This window comes from Armatimonadia bacterium, assembly GCA_039679385.1.
Taxonomy (GTDB): Bacteria; Armatimonadota; Zipacnadia; order Zipacnadales; family JABUFB01; genus JAJFTQ01.
The window spans coordinates 49,273-70,751 of sequence record JBDKVB010000168.1; the positions used below are offsets into that span (position 1 = coordinate 49,273).

Here is a 21,479-nt window from a genome sequence, read left to right on the forward strand (position 1 = left end):
GGGGAGGTTATCCGGGCGCTGCTGCCTTCCGCAGGGCCGTCGTTAGCTCGTGCAGGTCGAAGATGTAGCCGAACATCGTGCTGGTCTTCCAATAGGCGTACTCCAGGTTCAGCTCCCCGACAGCCGACTCGCGGTTCTCAATGGCGACGCAGCCACCTCGAACCGCCGAGCACAGAAACCCCTTCCGCTGCATGTCGGACATCCCCGCCGTAGAGAACCACAGACACCAGTTCAGCGCCCAGCCGCAGTAGAGGAGGTGGTTGATGCCGCGGTTCTTGAGCAGCCGTGCGAGCTGCCAGGCCTGCGATACGACCAGGTCTTCCGGCGCCGGGGTCAGGAGGCTGTCGGACAGGGAGAAGCCCGGATCCGGCGGCTCAAGGGCCATCGGCGCCGTGTTGTCGCGGGGCAGGTCGAAGACGTCACGGCGATGGCGAGCGAAGAGCTCGGGATTGTCAGGAAGCACGTCAGGATCGGCCGGAGGCGGATCGCCGACCTCGCTGAGGCACTTCTCCCAGACTGGGCCGGTACCGTCGACGCCGTCGATGTGTACGATCTGGAGGCCGGATTCTCGCGCCGCCTCGACGAGTCTGGGCATGCGGAAGGCGACGACCTCCATGGTGCGCGGTACCCACTCGACGGTGCCCAGGTGATTCGGGTTCGGGCAGTCGGGTCCCCACTCGGTCTGCGGTGTGAGACCTGTTGCCGGAAGGTGCATCAGGGCGAGGCAGGTGCGGTCGAGGTCCAGCTCACGGAGCTCGCTGTCCCAGCCACGGAACCCTGCAGCGGCCTCGCGCCAACGGGAGAAGTCGGCCGGGTAGTGCCGGTAGATGTGCCAGGGAACCGTGACGCTGTGGCTCCTGATCTGGGAAGGCCTAAGATGCATTGGGTCGCGCACCTCCTGCGGGCTGCTTGTCGACGTACCTGGGAGCGCCGATCTCCTCGGTGAGGTCCTCAAGGAAGGTGACGGTGCCTGGTGCGGTCTGGAGATAGGAAGCCGGGATGTGCGGCGTCACCGGTCCGTGGGTTGCGAGGCGTCCGACGAAGCGCTGCCAACTGATGCCCGGTCCGAGGAGGGCGTCGAGGTAGAAGCAGCGTCGCTGAGCGCCGAGGATGACGGCTGGCCCAACGGTGTAGGCACAGGAGGGCAGGAGCGACCAATCGCCGCCGCCACGGAGGCAATTCTGCAGCACCGTCATGGGATGCAGCCGGACCAGGGCGGAGTGCCCCTTCCGCCAGTCCTCCTCCGTCGCAAACTCCTCCGCCAGGTGCGGATCCCAGAAGGCGAAGTGGCCGGCCCAGCCGACGCCACCGTAGACAACATCGGCACCTCGTCCGTCGGAAGCCTCAAGGATCATCTCGTCGTAGCGCTCGATGTTGTCGGGACCGGGGAAGTGGAGTTGCTCCGGCTTCACGCCGGCCTCCTCCAGAGGATCGAAGAGACGCCCGCGCACCGTGAACTCGAAGCTCCAGGGCGAGGACTTGTCGATGGTGCGACCGTCCTCGAAGGCATACTCGTCAAGGAAGAAGAGGCGGCAGTGGTCGAGGGGAGTGCCGGTCTCAAGGATGCGCCGGGCCAGCAGGGGATACTGAGCGACCGGTCCGACGGGAAAGATGCCGACATAGGGCCGACCTGCCGCAGCGGCCGCCTGGATAGACTGAAGCATGTCCTCCGCGAAGGACTGGTACAGCTCTGCGGCTGTTGCGATGACCTTGATATGGAAGTCGGGATGGTGGTGGGGCTCGCGACGCGTGATCTGGTCTCTGGGGAGCTCGCGCACGGCGGTACAAGCGGCGAGATCCCTGAAGGGAAAGACGTACTGCAGATCGGCTCCGAGTGGCAGCAAGACGATTCCTCCTTTGGCAAGGGTGCCCCGAGACCAGGGATTGGCAGCAGTCTCTCTGGGGCACCGTACAGGCAGACATTTCCCGCTCCGTGGGCGAAGGGCCTCCAAGGTCGCGAGGGTCGAAAGGGAGAATAGCGAGCAGGGGGAAGGTGCAGCAGGGGCCCAGGGAGGTAGAAGACAGCAGCCCGCAAGGACCATCCCAGGAGTTGCAGTAACCGTGCGAGGCAACACCGGTTTGAGGAGATGATCGCATGAGACTCGAAGAAGCTCTGAAAGCCTTGCAGCTTGAGGGAAGCACCGCGCTGTTTGAGCCGTACTGGGAGGATTCGGAACGGACAATCCCTGAGCAGGGACCGAGGTTTCTGCAGCCCCTTGAGATCACACGCAACCGCGAGTACGCAGGCCTGCCGGCGGAGGTCGATGAGGGGCTGCTGGAGTGTGCCCGACAGGTGCGGGAGACACCGGCGCTGGCGCAACTGGCCTGGCACTGTGCGCGGCTGCTTTATGTACATAGGAGCTATCCACCGGCCCAGATACGGTGCTGGCCGACCCTGGAGGCTACCTTCGGGGACCAGGCGGGCCTGTTCTACCTGATCGTGGCCCTTGAGGCGGTCCCACGGATGAGGGCGTACCACATCGCCCACGGAGTGCCGGATGACGTTACGCGGGCGACGACCACGCACTTCACGGAGTCGACGCGGATCTACCAGGAGCACCACGGGGACCGCTGGGGAGTGCTGCCACGGGTGCTGTATTGGCTGCGCAACCATACGGGCGGCGAACTCTACTGCCTGGGCCGGTTTGAGTACATGGTGCGACCCTTCTGGGGTCGAGTGAAGGCCTTCCAGAACGACGAGACGGGGGAGATTCTGGCGCTGTCTTGCGACGGAATCCACTACGATGCCCAGGGCTTCGCGGTGAGCTCTGAGGAGCCGGCGTCGTGGAAGGCGCACCTGATCGAGGAGCCGGAGGTGGTTCGAGGGTTCCCGATTGCGCCGACCGGGACGGCGGTCAAGGCCGAAGTGAAGCTCCCAAGGTCGTCGTGGCGGTGCATGCTGCAGCCGGGCGACCCGATCCTGGAGACGCACATTCCCGCCGGAGGGAACATGACGCCGGAGCGCTGCCGGGAGAGCATGCAGCGGGCGTTGTACTTCTTCCCGCGGTTCTTCCCAGAGCGCCCCTTTGTGGCCTTTGGCTGCGCGTCGTGGATTCTGAACCCGGAGCTGGAGACCATCTGCGGTCCCTCGTGGAACATGGTGCAGTGGCAGCGGGAGCTGTATCTGTTCCCGGTGTACTCCAACGGGCGAGACGGCCTGTACTTCGTGTTTGGCCAGGACGAGATTGAGGTGGCGACGGCGCCACGGGATACGAGCCTGCGGCGTGCGCTGCTTGACCATCTGGCGGCCGGGCGACCCTTGCGCAGTGGCGGCATGTTCATGCTGCGCGAGGACTTCCGCCACTACGGCAGCCAGCATTATCGATCGATGTGGCCGCCCTCCGTCTTGAGGTAGGGGCGAAGGACGGCCCAGGAACTGAGGTGTTTTCTGAGTATGGCCTGCGGCAACTCCCAGTCCGGAGCACGCGCTCCGCTATGCCTTATTCGTTACGATACTGAGCGAAACGACGCGGCATCGATGGAAGGGTTTCTGGCGACGGTGGTTCGCGTCCATCGGCAGCACCAGATCCCGGTGACGCTGTTCTGCACCGGTGGAGCCCTCGACGCGAGAGAACAGGCCTTCCGCGACTTCTATGCAGAAGTGCGGGACGACCCGCTGTTTGACATCGAGGACCACAGCTACACGCACATCGGCCTGGGCTACAACCGGGGCCAGGAGGTCTCGGTCCTGCGAGCCGACTATGAGCGGTCCTTCGCCTCCCATGAGCGGGTGTTCGGGGTCCGCCCGATTGGTATCTCGGTGTGCGGCACCAGTGGCAGAGACGGCGAGTCGATCCCCTTCGACGCGACGGAGAAGTCGCGGGCTGAGCTGGATATGGTGTGCGACCTGGGCGTGCGGTTCATCAACACGAAGCTGACAGGGCACGACGGCGCCAGCGAGTTCACCAGCTACGCAGCGATCGGGCACCCGGAAGTCATGGGCTTTGCGAGCGGGCCTGGTGACACGGGCTGGATGTACCGGCGCGAGTATGGCGGGAAGCCGGTCGAAGACCCTGTAGCCCTCATCTGCGGCCTGACGAAGGAAGCAGCGGCGACGGGACGCAACTTCGCACCGATCCTGCACGACTGGGTGGCATGGCTGCATGGGCCGGACAAGGAACTGGGGCATGTCGTGCGGCTTGCGGAGACGGCCCGCGAGTGTGGGTACGAGTTGCGGAACCACCGTCAGTGCTATGAGGACAAGGCGCTGTGGCAGTAGAGGGTGAGCGGGCAAGAGGTTGACCGAAGGCCGGGAATCGGAGGAGGGTCACCATGGCGACCATCAGGCGGTTCGACCTAGCCGGGGCAGCTCTTCAGGGCGAAGGGGTGCGAATCGAGGAGAGCGGTGAGGGGACGGCTCGGATCCGGGTAGGCCCCTCAGGCGGGATGCTGCGCTTTGCCGGGCCGGTAGTGACCAAGGAGTACTGGCCGACCAAGGGCATGGTCTCGGTGGAGGTGTATCACGAGATGCCCCTGACGCTGCCGGTTCGGTTCGCTTTCGGAGAGCGGGAGGACGAACCGGCGGTCATCCAGGCCACCGCAGGAGTTCTGCCCCAGGTCAGGACACGGGTGATGTTCCCGCTGTCGGCGCTGAAGGGCGAGACGGTGTTCGTGCCGCGGACTCCGGGGCGGCTGAAGATGGTGGTCGGTGGGAGGCCTTCGCATCCCGACGCGATTGTCTGGGTCGGTGTGGGAATCGGTGCCATCGGGGAAGGTGGCTGGGTCGAGTTCGCGGACCTGCAGCTTCTCGACGACCTTGAGGTAGTTGCCCCTGAGGGCGAGCCAGTGGTCGATGAACTCGGGCAGTGGACCGCCAAGACGTGGCCGGGGAAGACGCCCAGTGAGGACGAACTGCGGGAGCGCCTGCTTGCGGCGAAGGCAGCGCCTGAGACACCCGTGCCGGGACGGACGACTTACGGTGGCAGCTCGGAGATCCGGTTTGAGGCGACGGGGTTCTTCCGGACGCAGCATGACGGAAAGCGCTGGTGGCTTGTGGATCCGGAAGGTGGGGCGTTCTGGAGCGCCGGGGTGGACTGCGTGCGGCCCGAGATGGAGTGCTTCGTCGAAGGCAACGAGAACCTGTGTGCCTTCCTGCCACCGCGGGAGGGAGAGTTCGCTGACGCCTGGGGTGGCGAGAGCCGGTTCAACTGGTCCATCGCGAACCTGATCCGTGTGTTTGGCCGGGGATGGCGCGAGGCCTGGGAGGACCTGGCACGCAAGTCGCTGGTGAACTGGGGCTTCAACACGGTGGCGAACTGGTCGGAGGAGAGCTTCGCGCGGCGCAGTCGCTTGCCCTATGTGCTGCCCTTGCCCAACTTCCCGAGGACGGAGCACACGGTGTTCCGCGATTTCCCCGATGTCTTCTCGCCCGCCTACACCCGCGCCGCTCAGCAGTTCGCGGACCAGCTTGTAGCGTACCGAGAGGACCCCTATCTGATCGGGTACTTCCTGCGCAACGAACCACTGTGGGGCTTCGGGCAGTTCCGGATCGCGGAGGAGCTGCTGTGTCATGAGGCTCACCGCGCACCAGGCTGTCGTCAGGTGCTTGCGCAGACGCTGGCCTTGAAGTACCGCGGCAGCGCCGAGCGGTTCTGCCGGGAGTGGGGTGGAGCCGTCGCGACCTTCGATGAGCTCGAGCAGGTGGTGTTCCCCTCGGCAGACTGGCTCACGGACCGGGCACGGCGTGACCTGAGCGAGTTCTCGCGCAGGATGGTTGAGCGGTACGTCCGAGTGCCCAGTGAAGCGTGCCGGCTGGTCGACCCGCAGCACCTGAACCTGGGCATGCGCTGGGCCTGGATCGCCTCGGAAGACCTGCTCGCCGGGTCGGACGTGTTCGATGTGTTCTCGCTGAACATGTACCAGATGGCGCCGGACCGAGCGATGATTGAGCGGGCCTCGAAGGCCTCGGGCAAGCCGGTAATGATCGGCGAGTACCACTGGGGCGCCCGGGATGTGGGACTACCCTCCACGGGTCTGCGGGCCGTCGCGAGTCAGGCGGACCGCGGGAAGGCCTACCGGTATTATGTGGAGCAGGGCGCCGCGATTCCGGAGCTGGTCGGTGCGCACTACTTCCAGATGAACGACCAGCCAGTCCTGGGGCGGTTTGATGGAGAGAACTTCCAGATTGGCCTGGTGGACATCTGCTGGCGGCCCTACGAGGCGATGGTTGCTGCAGCCCGAGAGACTCACGAGCGGCTATATGAGGTGGCTGCCGGGAAGGTGAAGCCCTTCGCTGAGGAGCCCGAGGAGTTAGTGCGGGTCGGGTTCTGATAGTGTTACCACGGTTGCGGAACAGGTGGGAGGTCTTTGGTGGGAGTGGGCGGAAAAGCTGGTCGTTCCCCGTGGGGCCGATGGCGCAGGTGAGTGGGTGCGGAGGTCCATGGGTACTTCGTGAACCGGGCGTCTCCAGACGCAGGTGATCGCAAAGGATGATGACGATGCGTGTCGTGAGCCTTGTGGTACTGGCGGCTATGAGCCTGGGCGTGGCATGGGCGGAAGAGCCTCCCATGCTACTGAACGGCTTTGAGACTACTGCCGGGCTGTCCATGACCTTCGATGCAAAGTTGCCCGACAGCAAACTGAGCCTGAACGTGGACCCGGCGTACGTGTCCGAGGGTAAGAGCAGCCTGCTGATGCAGAGCGCGTCGCCGAAGGACGCCACCGGGAACTCCTATGTTGGTGTGACCTTCAAGCTGAACAAAGCGGTGAGCCTCAAGGGGCGGGCGCTGGTTCTCGACGTGTGGACTGCAGAGCCCGGGAAGATGAAGGCTCTCTACGTGCGAGGCTTTGATGCCGCGAACAAATGCGCACTGAGCTGGCAAACGTGGAACTGGGGCGGCGCGGTTGGGAAGAAGACGGAGGTGCAGCTCATCCCGGGTATGTCGCTGGGCGGCTACATGTGGGAGCCGTCCATGGCAGTAAGCCCGGACCGGGAGACCATCAGCCGGATCGAGATCATCTTTGGCGTGTCGGACCGTAGCGTGCCGTATGGCGCGTATCTGGACAACGTGCGGGTCATCCCGTGCGAGGTGAAGTCTTTTATGGATGTCAACAAGGCGCGACCGCGCTGCCCTGAGACGGCGCTGGTCCGCGACGGCCAAGCCTCCGCCGCAATCGTCTGTCCGAGTGAACCCGCCTGGCGCACCGTCGCCGGGGAGTTGCAGTCGGCGCTGACCAAGAAGCTCGGTGTGTCCTTCGCTGTGAAGAGTGCGGAGGAACTGTCTGACGAGGACCTCACGAAGACCAACGCAATCCTCCTTGGGACGGTTGTCAACAACCGGCGGGTTCTGCCGCTGTACTCGCACCTGCAGACCTATGCCGACGACCTGTACCCCGGGCCGGAGGGCTACGTGGTGCAGTCGATTCATGATCCCTGGGGCACCCGCAACAATGTTCTTCTGATCGGCGCGAGTACCCCGGCCGGAGCTCGCGAAGGGATGACCGAGTTGCTGGCGGCGATCCCGACCACGGGGACCGTTGGCCCGGTGTTCAAAGTCAAGCTGACTGGCATCGCCAAGGAGCGCTTCGGGAGTGTCCTGACGCGCGAGCCGGATGCGGCGTACATCAAGAGCCAGCAGGCGGCGGCGGAGAAGGCGCTGGCTGAAGGTGGGCACACGGGGCTGTTCAGCCAGATTGCCTCGGTGGGCAGCCTGTATGCGCAGACCCACAAGGACGGCTATGCCACGCTGTTCGCCTGGCTGGCCAAGCGTGCTGCTGAGTACCACGACACGAACCCGGGCACCTATGGCGGACCTTGGGGTATGGACTCGGACTTCCCGTCCAGCAAGGTGATTCCGCTGTGGGCAGTGACGGAGCAGAGTCCGGCCCTGAGCGACGAGGACCGGCTTGAGGTCACCAAGGTGCTGTTCCGGTGGATCTCGGACGTGTGTCCGGTCGAGACGCCCTCGGCCAAGAACGAGAATGTGCGTTTCAACCACGGGACCCACCCCGCGCTCGGGTGTCTGTTTGCCGGCCAGTACTTCACGCGCTACTACGATGCGGCCGAGGCACGGACTTGGCTTGACTTGGCCGATGGCTGCTTCCAGTTCCAGGCCAAGGCGAGCAAGCCTAATGAGGACTGCAACGGCTACCAGTGGCTGACGCTGTACCACATGATGACCTACGCGCTGGCAAAACCCGACTTCACGCTTTTTGAGAACGGGAATGCGCGACGCAGCGCCGACTTCGGCATCCTGTGCATGGACAACCTGGGGTACTCGGTGACCTACGGCGACACAGGGGCCTATGTCGGTTGGTGGAGTGAGATGCCCTTCCTGATGGGTGCGGCGTGGTACTACCGCGATCCCCGGTACGCCTGGGCCCTGGAGAAGAAGCAGGCTGTGAGCGGCCGCGTGAGCATGGGCGAGTACAACTGCCTGCCGACCGTGGAAGCCGCGGCCGGTAGCGGCCTGAAGCCGCCTGCGGACCTTCTGGGCACGAAGGCCTGGCCCCTTGACCCCTACTATTACAAGACCTTCGGTGGGCCGCAGGTGCAGTCCCTGGAGCAGTCGGTCGACAAGGTGGTGTTCCGCAACGGCTTCGACCCGCAGGACCAGTACCTGCTGCTGGACGGGCTGAGCAATGGCGGCCACAAGCACCTCGACGGGAACTCGATCTCCCGCTGGTCGGAGAAGGGACGCATCTGGCTTGCCGACGCGGACTACATCCTGGCGGCGCCCAAGTACCACAACGGCGTGCTGATCTTCCGTGACGGGCAGTCGCAGCAGATCCCGGACTTCTGCGAGATCGAGCACAACGTCGACTTCAGCCAGTTCGGGGGCACGACCACGACCTTCCGGAACTATGCAGGGGTCGACTGGCGGCGGCACATCCTGTGGCTGAAGGGCAATAGCTTCCTGGTGGCCGATGAGATGGTTGCCAAGGAGGATGGCGACTACAGCTTCCGCGTTGTGTGGAACACGGTTGGTGAAGTCAGCCTCATGGGGCCGGGCTTGAACATCCACCAGGATGGTCAGTATGCCTCGATCGCGGTGAGCCCGGACTGCCGGCTGCTTCTGGATAACGACCCGGACTACGGCAAGAACTGGAGCGGGTACAAGTACATCAAGGAGCCGGTGGTGCGGGTGTTCAAGGCGGTGCGTGACTGCAAGCTGAAGGCGGGGGAGAGGACCGTCATCTACTCGCTGCTGACCGCTACCGGTGACAAGCAGGTCATGCCGCGTCTGGTGCCCTTTGCCGACCGCTGGGTTGCCGTGGACGGTCTTGCAGACCCGATCGTCGCTGGAGTCGGCGGAGTCCACTGGGAGATGCACGGTCTGGGAGTGCCGGAGGTCGATGCCGATGACATCGTCTACACGCCCTCGCGGGTGTGGCTGGTGGGTGCAGACCGGATCGACGGGGGCGAGATGCCCGGCGACATCCCTGAGGGAGCGGATGTGGAGTACAACCTTCAGGGTGGCGAGGGAAAGGTGATCTACCCGGCGCGGACGACCACGTCACCGTTCTTCAGCGAGCAGCCGGTTGCCGGTCCGAGCCTGGCTGAGAAGGACATGCGGGCGGTGATGCGGGAGATCATCAACAAGGCGCCGGCCGTGCAGGCACAGGCGGCTGCCGGTCTGAAGCCCCCGACCGCTCTGAAACAGGCCTGGAGCTACCGGGAGCGTCCGACCACGTACCTGCTGACCGCGAACAAGGGAGCGCAGGAGGCGGTTGACTGCGGCCTGAAGATCACTGCCTCACCCGAGCCGCTGGCGGCGAACGTGTTCAGCGGCGCTCCGGGGCAGAACACAGCGGACAAGGCGGTTGACGGCGGTGTACAGGGGACCGAGAACTGCGTGATGTGGGCTGATGACCAGCCCGCGACTCTGCGCCTCGACCTGGACCGCGACTATGACGTGAGCAAGCTCGTGGTGAAGGCCTGGTTTGTCACCGTGTCCAGCAAGGACAAGAAGTTCCAGGTGGGCAAGATCGGCGCCGAGGCGTCGCTGGACGGGTTCGTCGGCGACGTGCGTTCGCTGGTCGACTTCACGGATACGGCGATGCACGGCAACTGGGGCGACCCGGCGCACGAGCCCCAGGTGTACGAGTTCCCCCTCAAGGCTAAGGCGAAGAACCTGCGGCTGACGCTGACGCCTCGGCCCGGGACAGCGATCTACCTGGCGGAAGTGGAAGTCTGGGGCGATCGGGCCGGACTGTCGGAGGAGATTGCTGCGAAGCCGCGGGCGAGCTCGCTGGGGTTCTCGGCGGTCACGCAGGCCGACATCAACGGTGACGGGGTCAGGGAGGTGCTGGCAGGGCTGCCGACCGGCAAGCTGCTGGCGATCTCTGCTACCGGTGAGAGGCTGTGGGAGGCCATGCTGCCGGGTGCGATCAATGCGCTGGGCGCCGTGGACTTCGAGGGCAGCGGCAAGCCCACGATCGTTGCGGGTTGCATGGGTGCCCGTGCGGTCGCGCTCTCACCTGAGGGCAAGGTCCTGTGGACTTTCGAAGCCCCGTACTACAAGCGCGTGGGCCACATGCGAGTGGTATTCCCCGCCGACCTGGAGGGGAAGGGCAAGCAGGTGGCGATCCTGGGATCCGACAACTGGCACTTCTATGCCGTGGACGCCCAGGGCAAGCAGATCTGGGCCTATGAGAGCGTGCATGGCTCGACCTGTGGTGCTGCGGCTGACGTGGATGGGGACGGACGGCAGGAGGTTGTGGCCGGAACGGAGTACTACTGGTGGCATGTGGTGCGACCAGACGGGAAGGCCCTGTTCAGCTACTCGACCAGGAGTGGCCCGCATGCGAACGCGGCGACGACGGCCAGTCTGGACGGCGACAAGACCCGCTGCGTGGTGTTCGGCGGAGCGGACGGGAACGTCCACGTGCTGGGCCCGGACGGCAAGCTGCGCTGGCAGTTCAACGCCGGTGACGAGATCGTCTCGGTCAGCGCCGCTGACGTGAACGGCGATGGGAAGGACGAGATCATCGCCGGCTCGATGAACTTCAACGTGTTCGCGATCGATTCGACCGGGAAGGCTGTGTGGCGGACGGACGTGGGCAGCGAAGTGACCGGTACCAGGGTTGCGAACACTGAGAAGGGGCCGCAAGTTGTGGTCACGAGTCGCGACGGCGGGCTGTATGTGCTGGAGGGCGCTACCGGTGCTGTGCGGGCCGGGCAGCGGCTGGTACCGGGTAAGGCGATCCTGTCTGTGCCTGAGACCGGCCAGGCGAAGCAGTTCGCGGTCGCTCCAGGGAATGGCGACCTGCTGCTGTTCCAGCTTCCCTGACCTCCCGGCCAGGGAAACCAGAAGCCTCGTGAAGCCACCGCAGAGCCATCTCTGCGGTGGCTTTGTCTTGCGGGAGGGGCAGCGGGGCCGGTTCGTCCGGGAGTGGAAGCCAGGAGGTGCTCAAAGGCCTTGGGTTTCGCGCCAATCTGCCGAATATGGAACTGGAGGCCTGTTTGTCTGTGCCCTCCGGCAGGGGTGCGACCGGAGGGAAGCGGATTTCGTGGTGGGTCGGGGTACCACCTGGAGGGTCCATGAAGGCGCTGGTCGCAGAACGGGACACTTCATGCAGGGAAGGGATCAGTGACGCCTTGCGGCGCTGGGACTGGGAGGTCGTGTCGACGCCGCTCGCCCCGGCGGTCCTCCAGACAGGACTCGAGGGTGTTGACGTCGCCATCGTGGGATCGCAGAAGCGCGAGGAAGGCCCGGTCTCAGTGTGCCGGCAGGTGCGTGAGCTTGCGGGCGCAAGCCCGCTGTACCTGATTGCGCTGGTCACCTCAGCCCATGAGGCCGCCCTGCGCGAGGTTGTCGATGCCGGGGCCGATGACTGTCTGCTAATGCCGCTTCAGCCTGGGGAGATTTGGACGCGGCTGCGAACCGCTGCACGAGTGATTGGCCTCCAGGAGGAGCTGGTGCAAGCGCGTCTTGACCTGCATACGCGGACCACACGGGATGCGCTCACCGGGCTCCTGAACCGTGCGGCCATCTTTGACGTGCTGGCTGGTGAGGTCGCTCGGTGCCGCCGAGAGGGGACGGGATTCGCGGTCGCGGTAGCCGACATCGACCATTTCAAGTGGGTCAATGACCAGTATGGGCATCAGGCCGGTGACACGGTGCTCGCGGGCGTTGCCGAGCGGATGCTGCAGGCTGTACGGCCCTACGATTCAGTGGGGCGCTACGGCGGCGAGGAGTTCCTGATCGTCCTGCCCGGGTGTGACGGCCCGACGGCGTCTGAGGTCGCTGAACGCATCCGCGCGCTGATCGCTGCGGAGTCTTTCGGTGCGATGGGCATCAGCACGACGGTGAGCGTGGGAGTGGCGTTCTGTGCCTCGCAAGACGCCGCTGAGGGGCATGATCTGATCTGGCGTGCGGATGCAGCGATGTACCGGGCCAAGCGAGCCGGACGTAACCGAGTGCTGTGCTTCCATGCAGGGCCGAGTGGTGAGGAGGAGGGCTGGCGCGGCTGGCCTCTTGTCGGGGCTTCGACCTCGGGCCGATCGCGGTAGAGGCTTCTCGGCTCCCACCACTGAGTTGCGCCCACGAAGGGAGCGACCTTCCCCCCGGCGAACACCCCCTGCGCAGAATCTCGCCTAGCCCCAGACCACGCAGACGGGCCTCGGAAGCGTGAGTCTCGGCTCCAGGAGATGCCGCCATGGATGACCCGCGCAGCCCCTACCTTTTTCCTGTGGACCTGGAACGCTTCTGGGCCGATGATGCCGCCAGTCGCGGCAAGCCCTTCTCCACCGACAAGCCCCAGGTTCCGCTGGGGATATCGATGCCTGCCACCTGCATCTGGGATGAGCTGGGGCTGCCCATGCCCCAAGGGGCCGACACAGAGGTCACCGACCCGTACCAGGTTGGGAAGGACCTGCGGAAGCGGTACAACGAAAAGGCGCTGGCGGTTGTCGGCAAGAGCCTCTTCCCGGAGGACGACCCGCCGCCGGCCGATTCGCATTTCCCCGCGGTGAAGGGGATCACGGATATCTTCGAGGCTCCAGTCTCGTATGTGGGCGGCACGGGCTGGGTGATGCCCGCCGCCTCGACGCCGGCTGAACTGGAAGCACTGCTGGACCGGGTTGGGAAACGCGAGGTCCGGTCGGTGCTGCTCCCGGCGAACTGGGAGGCGGAGTGCCGCCGGATCTACGAGACCTACGGGAAGAAGCCGCGTCTGGGTGGCGGGATTCGTGGGCCGGTCACGGCGGCCATGAGCATCTACGGGGTCGAGAACCTCATCTTTCTGGTCCTCGATGCACCGGAGCTCGCCGCTCGGTTCCGTGATCTGCTGTGCGACAAGATCATCGAGATGACACGCGTGCTGTACGAGGTCAGTGAGACGCCGGACCGCCGGGGCTTTGGCTTCAGTGACGACAATTCGGCGATGCTGAACCCGGACATGTACGCGTTCTTTGGCCAGCCGATCCTGCGCCGGGTGTTTGAGACCTTCTCACCGGGGCCGAAGGACGCGCGGTACCAACACTCGGACAGTGCGATGGGGCACCTGATGCCGCTGCTGAACGAAGTGGGGCTCAATGGGGCAAACTTCGGGCCAACCGTCAGGGCAGAGGACATCCGCCAAGCCCTGCCGCGGTGTGTGATCCACGGTCAGCTTGCGCCCTGGACCTTTGCGCGGGGGACGGATGAGGAAGTGGCGTGGGAGGTGCGTCGCGATCTCGAGGCCGTCGGTGCAGACGGTGGACTGGTGGTGGCAACGGCAGGGAGCATCAACCCCGGCAGCCGTCTCTCGGGGCTTCGGGCCGCCATGAGCATGATCCAGCAGTACGGGCGCCATCAGCCGTTCTAGGGTCGGTAGCGCAGGCCCTCGTCGATCATGGTGAGGTAGTTCTCGACGGGTATGTAGCTGGGAATCGAGTTCCCTGAGCCCAGGGCATAGCGCCCCCGTGGCGCACACTCATCGAGGATCTGGCGCACATATCGGCGCAGGTCTTCGGGTGTGGCGCGAGTGAGGACGTTGACGTCGACGCCGCCAAGGATGGCGATACGGTCGCCGTAGCGTCGCTGCATCTGTGCCACCGGGACAATGGCGTCCTCGTAGGAGTGCTTCCCATCGATGCCGACCTCGGAGATCAGGTGGTCCATGATCTGCTCGAGGTATCCGCAGGAGTGGAGGAAGTAGGGCAGGCCCTTCGCGTGGGCCAGGTCGCGGAAGCGGCGGTGCCAGGGAAGGGTGTAGTGTTTGAGGTCGGCAGGCGAGATGAGAGTGGCGGTGCGGAACCCCATGTCGTCCCCTGGGAAGACAACGATCAGCCGGTCGAGGTCGAGGAGTTGGCGGTAGTAGGCCTCCATCAGCGACCCGAGACGGTCGCAGACGGCCTGGACAAGGTCGGGCTGATCCATCAGCGCGAAGCAGAGCCCCTCGTAGGAGAAGATCGCCGAGAGATGCTCGTACATGCCGCCGGCGTGGCACGAGATCAGGCCCATCCCCTCGGGCAAGTGGGCATTGACGTACTCCATCGGGAAGAAGTCCATCATCTCGACGGACGGCCACGGGTAGGTCTCGAAGTCGGCCCAGGAGGTGATCATGCCGTGGTGCTGATCGCGCCAGGCTCGGTTGCCGGTCGCCCCCGGGGCTGCGTCTCTGGTCAGGAGGTTGTGGGAAGGGAAGCCCAGGGCGATCTCGAGGCGGACGAAGTCGTAGCCCATGCGGTACCAGAACTCGATGAAGTTGTCCCAGTAGGCGGCCTGGGAGGCTCGGTCACCGGGCTGCGGGTCGACCCAGGTGCGTCCGAGCATCTGGGTGAGGATCGGGCGCATGACCATGGGGTCGACGAGGTACTCGATCAGTGGCGGGCGGTCGGCGTGTTCCCGGCCCATCAGGATGCGGACGAACCTGTCGCAGTCTGGGTGGGGCTGGGCCAGCGGGATGCAGAACTGGGACATCGGACGGACCTCCTGGGGTTGGGGAGAGGCTGCAACAGCGCAGTTCGCTCAGGCGCCGGGGAGGTCCTTCCTGAAGAGGGGATCAGAGGGGGATCCGTTGACAGGAGGAGGGAGTGGAGGTAGGATAGCACGCCATGGGGGGAGGACGCTTGGTGGGCACCGGGAGTGGCGATGCGGTTTTTGACTTGACAGGAGGGGGAGAAGGGGAATAGACTTACAACTCTAGTGACCGTCAATCAGGCTCTGTGCGGTGAGATAGCGACTTCATTGAACCGAGCCCCAACGCCGTAAACGATCTTCCCCATGCATCCGCGGGACGTGGTGCAGCACTTGTGCCATGCCACGCGGCTATTGTGTTTGCCTGTCTGTATGCGGTTCGGATGGCGCGACGCTCTAGGAGGAATGACTCACATGGCTACCTTCGAGGGACTTAAGCCCCTCATGCGTAAGCCGCAAGAGGACATCATTCCGCTCCCGGATCTCATTGAGATCCAAACGGACTCGTATGACTGGTTCTGCGAGACCGGACTGCGGGAACTGTTCAGTAACTTCAGCCCGATCGAGGACTACACCGGCAACATGGCGCTGGAGTTCTTGGACTATCGCATTGGCGAGCCGAAGAAGAGCATCGAGGAGTGCAAGGAGAGCGACTCCACCTTCGAGGCCCCGCTGTTCGCGAAGGTTCGTTTGGTCAACAAGGAGACCGGCGAGATCAAGGAAAGCGAAGTCTACATGGGGGAACTGCCCCAGATGACCGAGCGAGGCACCTTCCTGGTGAACGGTGCGGAGCGCGTGGTCATCAGTCAGTTGGCGCGTTCCCCGGGTGTGTACTTCCGGGACACCATCGATTCCTCCGGCCGCGTACTGTATGCCGCCCAGATCATCCCGAATGAGGGCGCCTGGGTTGAGGTGGACACTGCGGCGAGCGGTGCGGTCAGCGTCAAGATCGGGCAGACGCGCAAGTTCCCTGTGACGACCCTGTTGCGGGCGCTGGACTCTTTTGATGTGGCCGGCGACGAGGACGTGCCACGGACCGGTACGACGCCCGAGATTCTCGAGTGCTTCGGCAGCCACGAGCAAGCACCGGTCAAGGACCTGCTGAAGCGCCTGGCGCAGACCGAAGAGGCCGGTATGCCGGGTGTCGAGACGCAGGACGTGTACTATGCGCTGGAGCGCGTCGTCGACCCCGAGGGCGAGGTTCTCGCTGAGCCCTACGGCGTCGTGACCGAGAAGGCTGTCCGCGAGCTGGTGCGCCTCGGGCGCAAGGACCTTGCGGTTCTGGGCATCTCGCACCAGTTGTTCGTGACGCTGGAAGACGACGATACGCACACCTCCGACGAGGGTCTGCTGGACGTCTACCGGAAGATTCGGCCGGGCGATCCACCGACTCTGGACAGCGCCGAGTCCTTGCTGCGTTCGTACTTCTTCGATGTCAAGCGCTACGACCTGTCACGCGTCGGGCGCTACAAGATGAATCGCAAGCTGAGCCTCGGCGTGGATGGGGAGATCCACACCCTTACTCGGCAGGACATCATCGCGATCGTCCGCTATTTGCTGGGTCTGCCACGGGGCGAAGGCGCTGTGGACGACATCGACCACCTGCAGAACAAGCGCGTTCGTGCGGTGGGCGAGTTGCTGCAGAACCAGTTGCGGACCGGCTTCCTGCGAATGGAGCGGGTAGCCCGGGAGCGCATGACGAGCGTGCCTCCGGAGCAGATGATTCCGCAGGCAGTCATCAGCATCAAGCCCGTGGACGCGGCGATCAACAGCTTCTTCGGCAGTGGCCAGCTGTCGCAGTTCATGGACCAGATCAACCCGCTGGCCGAGCTGGCGCACAAGCGGCGTCTGTCTGCGCTGGGCCCTGGCGGTCTGAGCAAGCAGAGCGCGAAGCTGGAAGTCCGGGACGTCCACCATTCCTACTATGGTCGCATCTGCCCGATTGAGACCCCTGAAGGCCCGAACGTTGGTCTGATCGGTTACCTGGCGCTCCATGGCCGGGTCGACGAGTACGGGTTCATCAAGGCTCCGTACCGCCGCGTAGTGAAGGGCAAGGTCACGGACCAGGTTGACTACCTGACGGCCGACGAGGAGGAGGAGTTCTTCGTCGCGACGGCTTCCGAGCACTGGGACGAGAACGGGCGGCTGATCGGCGACCTCATCACCTGTCGGCAGGGCGGGATGTTCCCGGCGGTTGCCCCTGACCGGGTTGACTATATCGATGTTACGGCCAAGCAGGTGTTCTCGGTCGCTACGTCGCTCATCCCCTTCCTGGAGAACGACGACGCGGTCCGCGCGCTGGCCGGCTCGAACATGCAGCGCCAGGCAGTTCCGCTGCTGTACACCAAGGGCCCGTGGATTCGGACCGGTATGGAGGAGCGGACGGCGCGGGACTCCGGTGCGGTGACGGTCGCTCCCGGCGACGGACGGGTTATGGAAGCGGATGCCGACCACATCAAGCTGCAGCTGCGTGACGGCCAAGAGGTCAACTACAAGCTGCAGAAGTTCACCCGGACCAACATGGGCACGTGCATCAACCAGCATGGTCTGGTTCGGTGTGGGGAGCGTGTCCGAGCGGGTCAGCCGATCATCGACGGCACCGCTACGAGGGACGGCTCGCTGGCGCTGGGCAAGAACCTGCTGGTCTGCTTCCTGCCCTGGGAGGGCTACAACTTCGAAGACGCCGTCCTGATCAGCGAACGGCTGGTCATGGACGACGAGCTGACCTCGGTCCACGTAGAGAAGTACGAATGTGAGGCCCGGGACACCAAACTCGGCCCTGAAGAGATCACACGCGATATCCCGAACGTTGGCGACGACGCCCTCAAGGATCTCGACGCCGGCGGTGTGGTGCGTGTAGGGGCTGAAGTGCGGGCTGAAGACATCCTCGTCGGCAAGGTGGCGCCGAAGGGCCAGTCTGAGCTGACGGCGGAAGAGAAACTGGTCATCGCGATCTTCGGCAAGAAGGCCGAGGAAATGCGCGACGTGTCCCTGCGCGTTCCGCACGGTGAGAAGGGTATCGTCATCGCGACCAAGGTGTTCTCGCGCTACAAGTACCATTGCGAGAAGTGCGAGGCGGACTTCGACTTCGGCAAGCAGTTGGACTACCCGGAGTGCCCGCGGTGCGACGGTCGGCTGCGGAAGCTGTCTGGTGATGAACTGCGGCCCGGCGTCAACCAGATGGTGCGGGTGTACGTTGCCCAGCGCCGCAAGGTCATGGTTGGCGACAAGCTCACCGGTCGGCACGGGAACAAGGGTGTCATCTCGAAGATCCTGCCGATCGAGGACATGCCCTATATGGCGGACGGTACCCCGATCGACATCTGTCTGAACCCGCTGGGCGTTCCGTCTCGTATGAACATCGGACAGCTCCTGGAGACCCATCTTGGGTTCGTGGCGCGGCAGTTCGCTGAGGTGTTCTACACGCCTGTGTTCGAGGCTTTCTCTGCCGAGGAGCTCCGTGGCGGCCTGGGTGCCGTGGAGGAGCACCTGAAGATGGAGAGCCTGCGGTCCTACTGCCTGTGCGAGCTGAACTTCCATGGTGCGATGGTCCGCATCGACGAGCCCTTCACCAGCGCGGAGGCTCTGCTTGCCGACCTTCGCCGTCAGATGGCGAGTCGGAGCAAGGAAGAGCTGGAGCCGGTGGCGACGTACCTGGCCATCGATCCAGAGGAGTTCGAGAAGGACAGCCCGGCGGAGGCTGTGGAAGCCATCCTCAAGGCTGCCTGCCACAACGCCTGGGAGCGGGCGCAGTACGATGGGCATAGCGGCAAGATGCTTCTGTATGATGGCCGCACGGGCGAGCGCTTCAACCAGCCGGTCATGGTCGGGGTCATGTACATCCTGAAGCTGCACCACTTGGTTGAGGACAAGATTCACGCGCGGTCGACCGGTCCCTACAGTCTGATTACGCAGCAGCCCCTGGGCGGTAAGGCCCAGATGGGTGGTCAGCGCTTCGGCGAGATGGAAGTGTGGGCGTTGGAGGCCTACGGCGCCGCGTACTCGCTGCAGGAAGTGCTGACGGTGAAGTCGGACGACATCCAGGGCCGTGTGGCGACCTACGAGGCCATTGTGAAGGACGAGAACATTCGCGAGCCGGGGATCCCCGAGTCCTTCAAGATCCTGGTGCGTGAGATGCAGAGCTTGGCACTCGACGTTAAGGTGGAGAACCGCGAGGGCCAGCTGGTCGACCTGGGCGCAGACATCGACGACGGACGCTAGACGACGAGGGGCTGTCTGAGGGCCTGGCGCCCGGGCCGGTAGCTCTATCCGGACAGACAGACCGGTCTGAACCAGACAGCCCCCCAGACGACAGCCAGGCGGCTGTCGAGCCAGCATCCGATCCGGTCGGAGGGGATCACTTTGGCGGACAACAGCACGGATTTCGAAGCCATCACGATAGGACTGGCCTCCCCAGCGGAGATCCGATCCTGGTCTCATGGCGAGGTCAAGAAGCCGGAGACCATCAACTATCGTACGTACAAACCTGAGCGTGATGGCCTCTTTTGCGAGCGTATCTTTGGGCCGTCCCGCGACTGGGAATGCCACTGCGGCAAGTACAAGAAGGTTAAGTTCAAGGGGATCATCTGCGACCGCTGCGGCGTCGAGGTTACGCGCGCCAAGGTGCGTCGTGAGCGGATGGGTCACATCGAGCTGGCCGCTCCGGTGTGCCACAGTTGGTATCTGAAGGGCGTCCCGAGCCCGATCAGCCTTCTGCTCGACATGTCCCGGCGATTGCTGGAAGAGGTCATCTACTTCGCCTCCTACATCGTCACCGAGGTGAACGTTGACAAGCTGCAGCGCCGGCGTTCCGACATCCTCTCCGCAGTGGAGGATGAGAGGGAAGAGATCGCCAGCAACTGCGATATCGCCATCGACAACCTCCGCGAGCGGTATGAGGAGGGCCTTCGTCGTCAGGCCGAGCAGCGGCAGGCAGCTAGCGAACTCGAGGGCGAAGAGGGCGAAGGAGAGGCCGGGGAACCCGAGGAGGGAGAACAGCCTGCGCTCGAGGAGATGGAGGAGGAAGAGATCGAGCTGGGCGACTTCGCGGCCTTCCCGAGCTTTTCCTATACGGGAGACTCGCTGCCCGAGATCATGAGCGAAGAGGACCTCTCGCGACGGGTAGACTTGGAGCGCGACTCGGCCAAGGAGCGCATTAGCAATCTGGACGCGGCCGCCGAGAAGCTGTTTGACCTCACCCCGCGCGAGCTTATCAGTGAGATGGAGTACCGTCGCCTGCGGGAGCTCCTGGAGGTCTGTGAGAAGCATCTGGAGGGCAACTTCGCCGATCTCTTCCAGGCCGGTCTGGGCGCCGAGGCCGTTCGTGACCTGCTGGCGGCCATCGACTTGGATGAACTGCAGCACGAACTGCGCAAGGAGATCGACGAGCGCACCGGTGCTCGTCGGGCCCGTGCGGTGAAGCGGCTGCGGATCGTTGAGGCCTTCCGCAAGTCAAAGAACCGGCCCGAGTGGATGGTTCTTGAGGTTGTTCCGGTACTTCCGCCGGAACTGCGGCCGATGGTCCAGCTCGATGGTGGTCGCTTTGCCACCTCGGACCTGAACGACCTGTACCGCCGGGTCATCAACCGTAACAACCGGTTGCGGCGGATCATGGAGATCAACGCGCCCGAGTCGATCATCAACCACGAGCGGCGGCTTCTCCAGGAGGCCGTTGACGCACTGATCGATAACAACCGGCGGAGTCGGCCGGTGACAGGCTCGAACCGTCGCCCCCTGAAGTCGCTTTCCGACATGCTCAAGGGCAAGGAAGGGCGCTTCCGCAAGAACCTGCTGGGCAAGCGCGTGGACTACTCCGGCCGCAGCGTTATCGTGGTCGGTCCGGAACTGAAGCTTCACCAGTGTGGTCTGCCGCGGGAGATGGCTCTGGAGCTGTTCAAGCCCTTCGTAATGCAGCGGCTGGTGGCGCAGGGGCACACGACCAACATCAAGACTGCGAAGCGCATGGTCGACCGGCTGCGGCCTGAGGTCTGGGACGCACTGGAAGAGGTCATGGACGGGCATCCGGTGCTGCTGAACCGTGCACCGACCCTGCACCGTCTGGGCATCCAGGCTTTCGAGCCGGTGCTGATCGGCGGGAAGGCCATCCAGCTGCACCCGCTGTGCTGCGAGGCCTTCAACGCGGACTTTGACGGCGACCAGATGGCGGTGCACGTGCCGCTGTCCTCGCACGCACAGGCTGAAGCGCGGCTGCTGATGCTGGCTTCGCGCAACCTGTTCAAGCCTGCGGACGGCGCGCCGATCACGGCACCCAAGTACGACATCGTTCTTGGCTGCTACTACATGACGCAAGAGAATCCGAAGGGTCTGGGCTCTGGGAAGACCTTTGAGAGCGCGGAAGCGGTTGCCAGCGCCTACGACCACCAGAAGGTTGACCTTCACGCGCGCGTCAAGGCGCGCCTCCCGCTCATCTCGGTCGGTCTGTTTGACGAAGCCGGCGAGGAGCTGGCCGTTGACGAGCAACTGATGATCGACCTGCGGCGCTCGATTGCGGTGAACGTCACCGACGAGCACCCGGTACGGGACCGCGAGTTCGAGTTCACGGTCACAGACAAGATGGTTGAGGCGTCCCTGGCAGTGACGGGGGAAGGGTACCATGAGGGCCCCGAGCGTGTAGAA

General features: G+C 64.3%; 10 protein-coding genes and 1 pseudogene. 8 read left to right on the top strand and 3 right to left on the bottom strand.

Features of this window, described 5'->3' with window-relative positions:
* Nucleotides 1-7: 7 nt before the first annotated feature.
* Nucleotides 8-883: a hypothetical protein gene (locus tag ABFE16_19600; GenBank protein MEN6347507.1), complete on the bottom strand. Its 876-nt coding sequence runs from the start codon at nt 881-883 to the stop codon at nt 8-10.
* A complete protein-coding gene (locus tag ABFE16_19605; GenBank protein ID MEN6347508.1) occupies nt 873-1,844 on the bottom strand; it encodes a hypothetical protein in 972 nt (323 codons plus the stop codon). The genes ABFE16_19600 and ABFE16_19605 overlap by 11 nt, the downstream gene beginning before the upstream one ends.
* A 251-nt stretch (nt 1,845-2,095) precedes the next feature.
* Here ABFE16_19605 and ABFE16_19610 point away from each other — a divergent pair, with 251 nt between their 5' ends.
* The 6 genes from ABFE16_19610 (at nt 2,096) to ABFE16_19635 (ending at nt 13,749) form a co-directional block, all read left to right on the top strand.
* On the top strand, nt 2,096-3,355 hold the full coding sequence (locus tag ABFE16_19610; protein ID MEN6347509.1) for an acyltransferase domain-containing protein: 1,260 nt from the start codon (nt 2,096-2,098) through the stop codon (nt 3,353-3,355).
* Between the two features lie 123 nt (nt 3,356-3,478).
* Complete coding sequence (locus tag ABFE16_19615; protein MEN6347510.1) at nt 3,479-4,219, top strand: hypothetical protein; 741 nt, start codon at nt 3,479-3,481, stop codon at nt 4,217-4,219.
* Between the two features lie 53 nt (nt 4,220-4,272).
* Complete coding sequence (locus ABFE16_19620) at nt 4,273-6,270, top strand: hypothetical protein (protein ID MEN6347511.1); 1,998 nt, start codon at nt 4,273-4,275, stop codon at nt 6,268-6,270.
* A 158-nt stretch (nt 6,271-6,428) separates the two neighbouring features.
* Nucleotides 6,429-11,231, top strand: coding sequence for a PQQ-binding-like beta-propeller repeat protein (locus ABFE16_19625; protein ID MEN6347512.1), 4,803 nt, complete (start codon nt 6,429-6,431; stop codon nt 11,229-11,231).
* A gap of 251 nt (nt 11,232-11,482) precedes the next feature.
* On the top strand, nt 11,483-12,454 hold the full coding sequence (locus ABFE16_19630) for a diguanylate cyclase (GenBank protein MEN6347513.1): 972 nt from the start codon (nt 11,483-11,485) through the stop codon (nt 12,452-12,454).
* Nucleotides 12,455-12,600: 146 nt separating this feature from the next.
* On the top strand, nt 12,601-13,749 hold the full coding sequence (locus ABFE16_19635; protein MEN6347514.1) for a uroporphyrinogen decarboxylase family protein: 1,149 nt from the start codon (nt 12,601-12,603) through the stop codon (nt 13,747-13,749).
* On the opposite strand, the gene ABFE16_19640 is transcribed toward ABFE16_19635, so the two are convergent.
* Nucleotides 13,746-14,846: a uroporphyrinogen decarboxylase family protein gene (locus ABFE16_19640; GenBank protein MEN6347515.1), complete on the bottom strand. Its 1,101-nt coding sequence runs from the start codon at nt 14,844-14,846 to the stop codon at nt 13,746-13,748. The genes ABFE16_19635 and ABFE16_19640 overlap by 4 nt on opposite strands.
* 441 nt (nt 14,847-15,287) lie before the next feature.
* Here ABFE16_19640 and rpoB point away from each other — a divergent pair, with 441 nt between their 5' ends.
* Both rpoB and ABFE16_19650 read left to right on the top strand, forming a co-directional pair.
* Entirely contained in the window at nt 15,288-19,064 is a 3,777-nt protein-coding gene (gene rpoB / locus ABFE16_19645) for a DNA-directed RNA polymerase subunit beta (protein ID MEN6347516.1), read from the top strand.
* 171 nt (nt 19,065-19,235) lie between these two features.
* A pseudogene (locus tag ABFE16_19650) lies at nt 19,236-21,359 on the top strand (DNA-directed RNA polymerase subunit beta').
* Nucleotides 21,360-21,479 lie beyond the last annotated feature (120 nt).

What these genes read in the sequence shown, in the direction of transcription:
- ABFE16_19600 (MEN6347507.1), bottom strand. Translation starts at nt 883, where the DNA reads ATGCATCTTAGGCCTTCCCAGATCAGGAGCCACAGCGTCACGGTTCCC.
- ABFE16_19610 (MEN6347509.1), top strand. Translation starts at nt 2,096, where the DNA reads ATGAGACTCGAAGAAGCTCTGAAAGCCTTGCAGCTTGAGGGAAGCACC.
- ABFE16_19635 (MEN6347514.1), top strand. Translation starts at nt 12,601, where the DNA reads ATGGATGACCCGCGCAGCCCCTACCTTTTTCCTGTGGACCTGGAACGC.
- ABFE16_19615 (MEN6347510.1), top strand. Translation starts at nt 3,479, where the DNA reads ATGGAAGGGTTTCTGGCGACGGTGGTTCGCGTCCATCGGCAGCACCAG.
- ABFE16_19640 (MEN6347515.1), bottom strand. Translation starts at nt 14,846, where the DNA reads ATGTCCCAGTTCTGCATCCCGCTGGCCCAGCCCCACCCAGACTGCGAC.
- ABFE16_19630 (MEN6347513.1), top strand. Translation starts at nt 11,483, where the DNA reads ATGAAGGCGCTGGTCGCAGAACGGGACACTTCATGCAGGGAAGGGATC.
- ABFE16_19625 (MEN6347512.1), top strand. Translation starts at nt 6,429, where the DNA reads ATGATGACGATGCGTGTCGTGAGCCTTGTGGTACTGGCGGCTATGAGC.
- rpoB (MEN6347516.1), top strand. Translation starts at nt 15,288, where the DNA reads ATGCGTAAGCCGCAAGAGGACATCATTCCGCTCCCGGATCTCATTGAG.
- ABFE16_19620 (MEN6347511.1), top strand. Translation starts at nt 4,273, where the DNA reads ATGGCGACCATCAGGCGGTTCGACCTAGCCGGGGCAGCTCTTCAGGGC.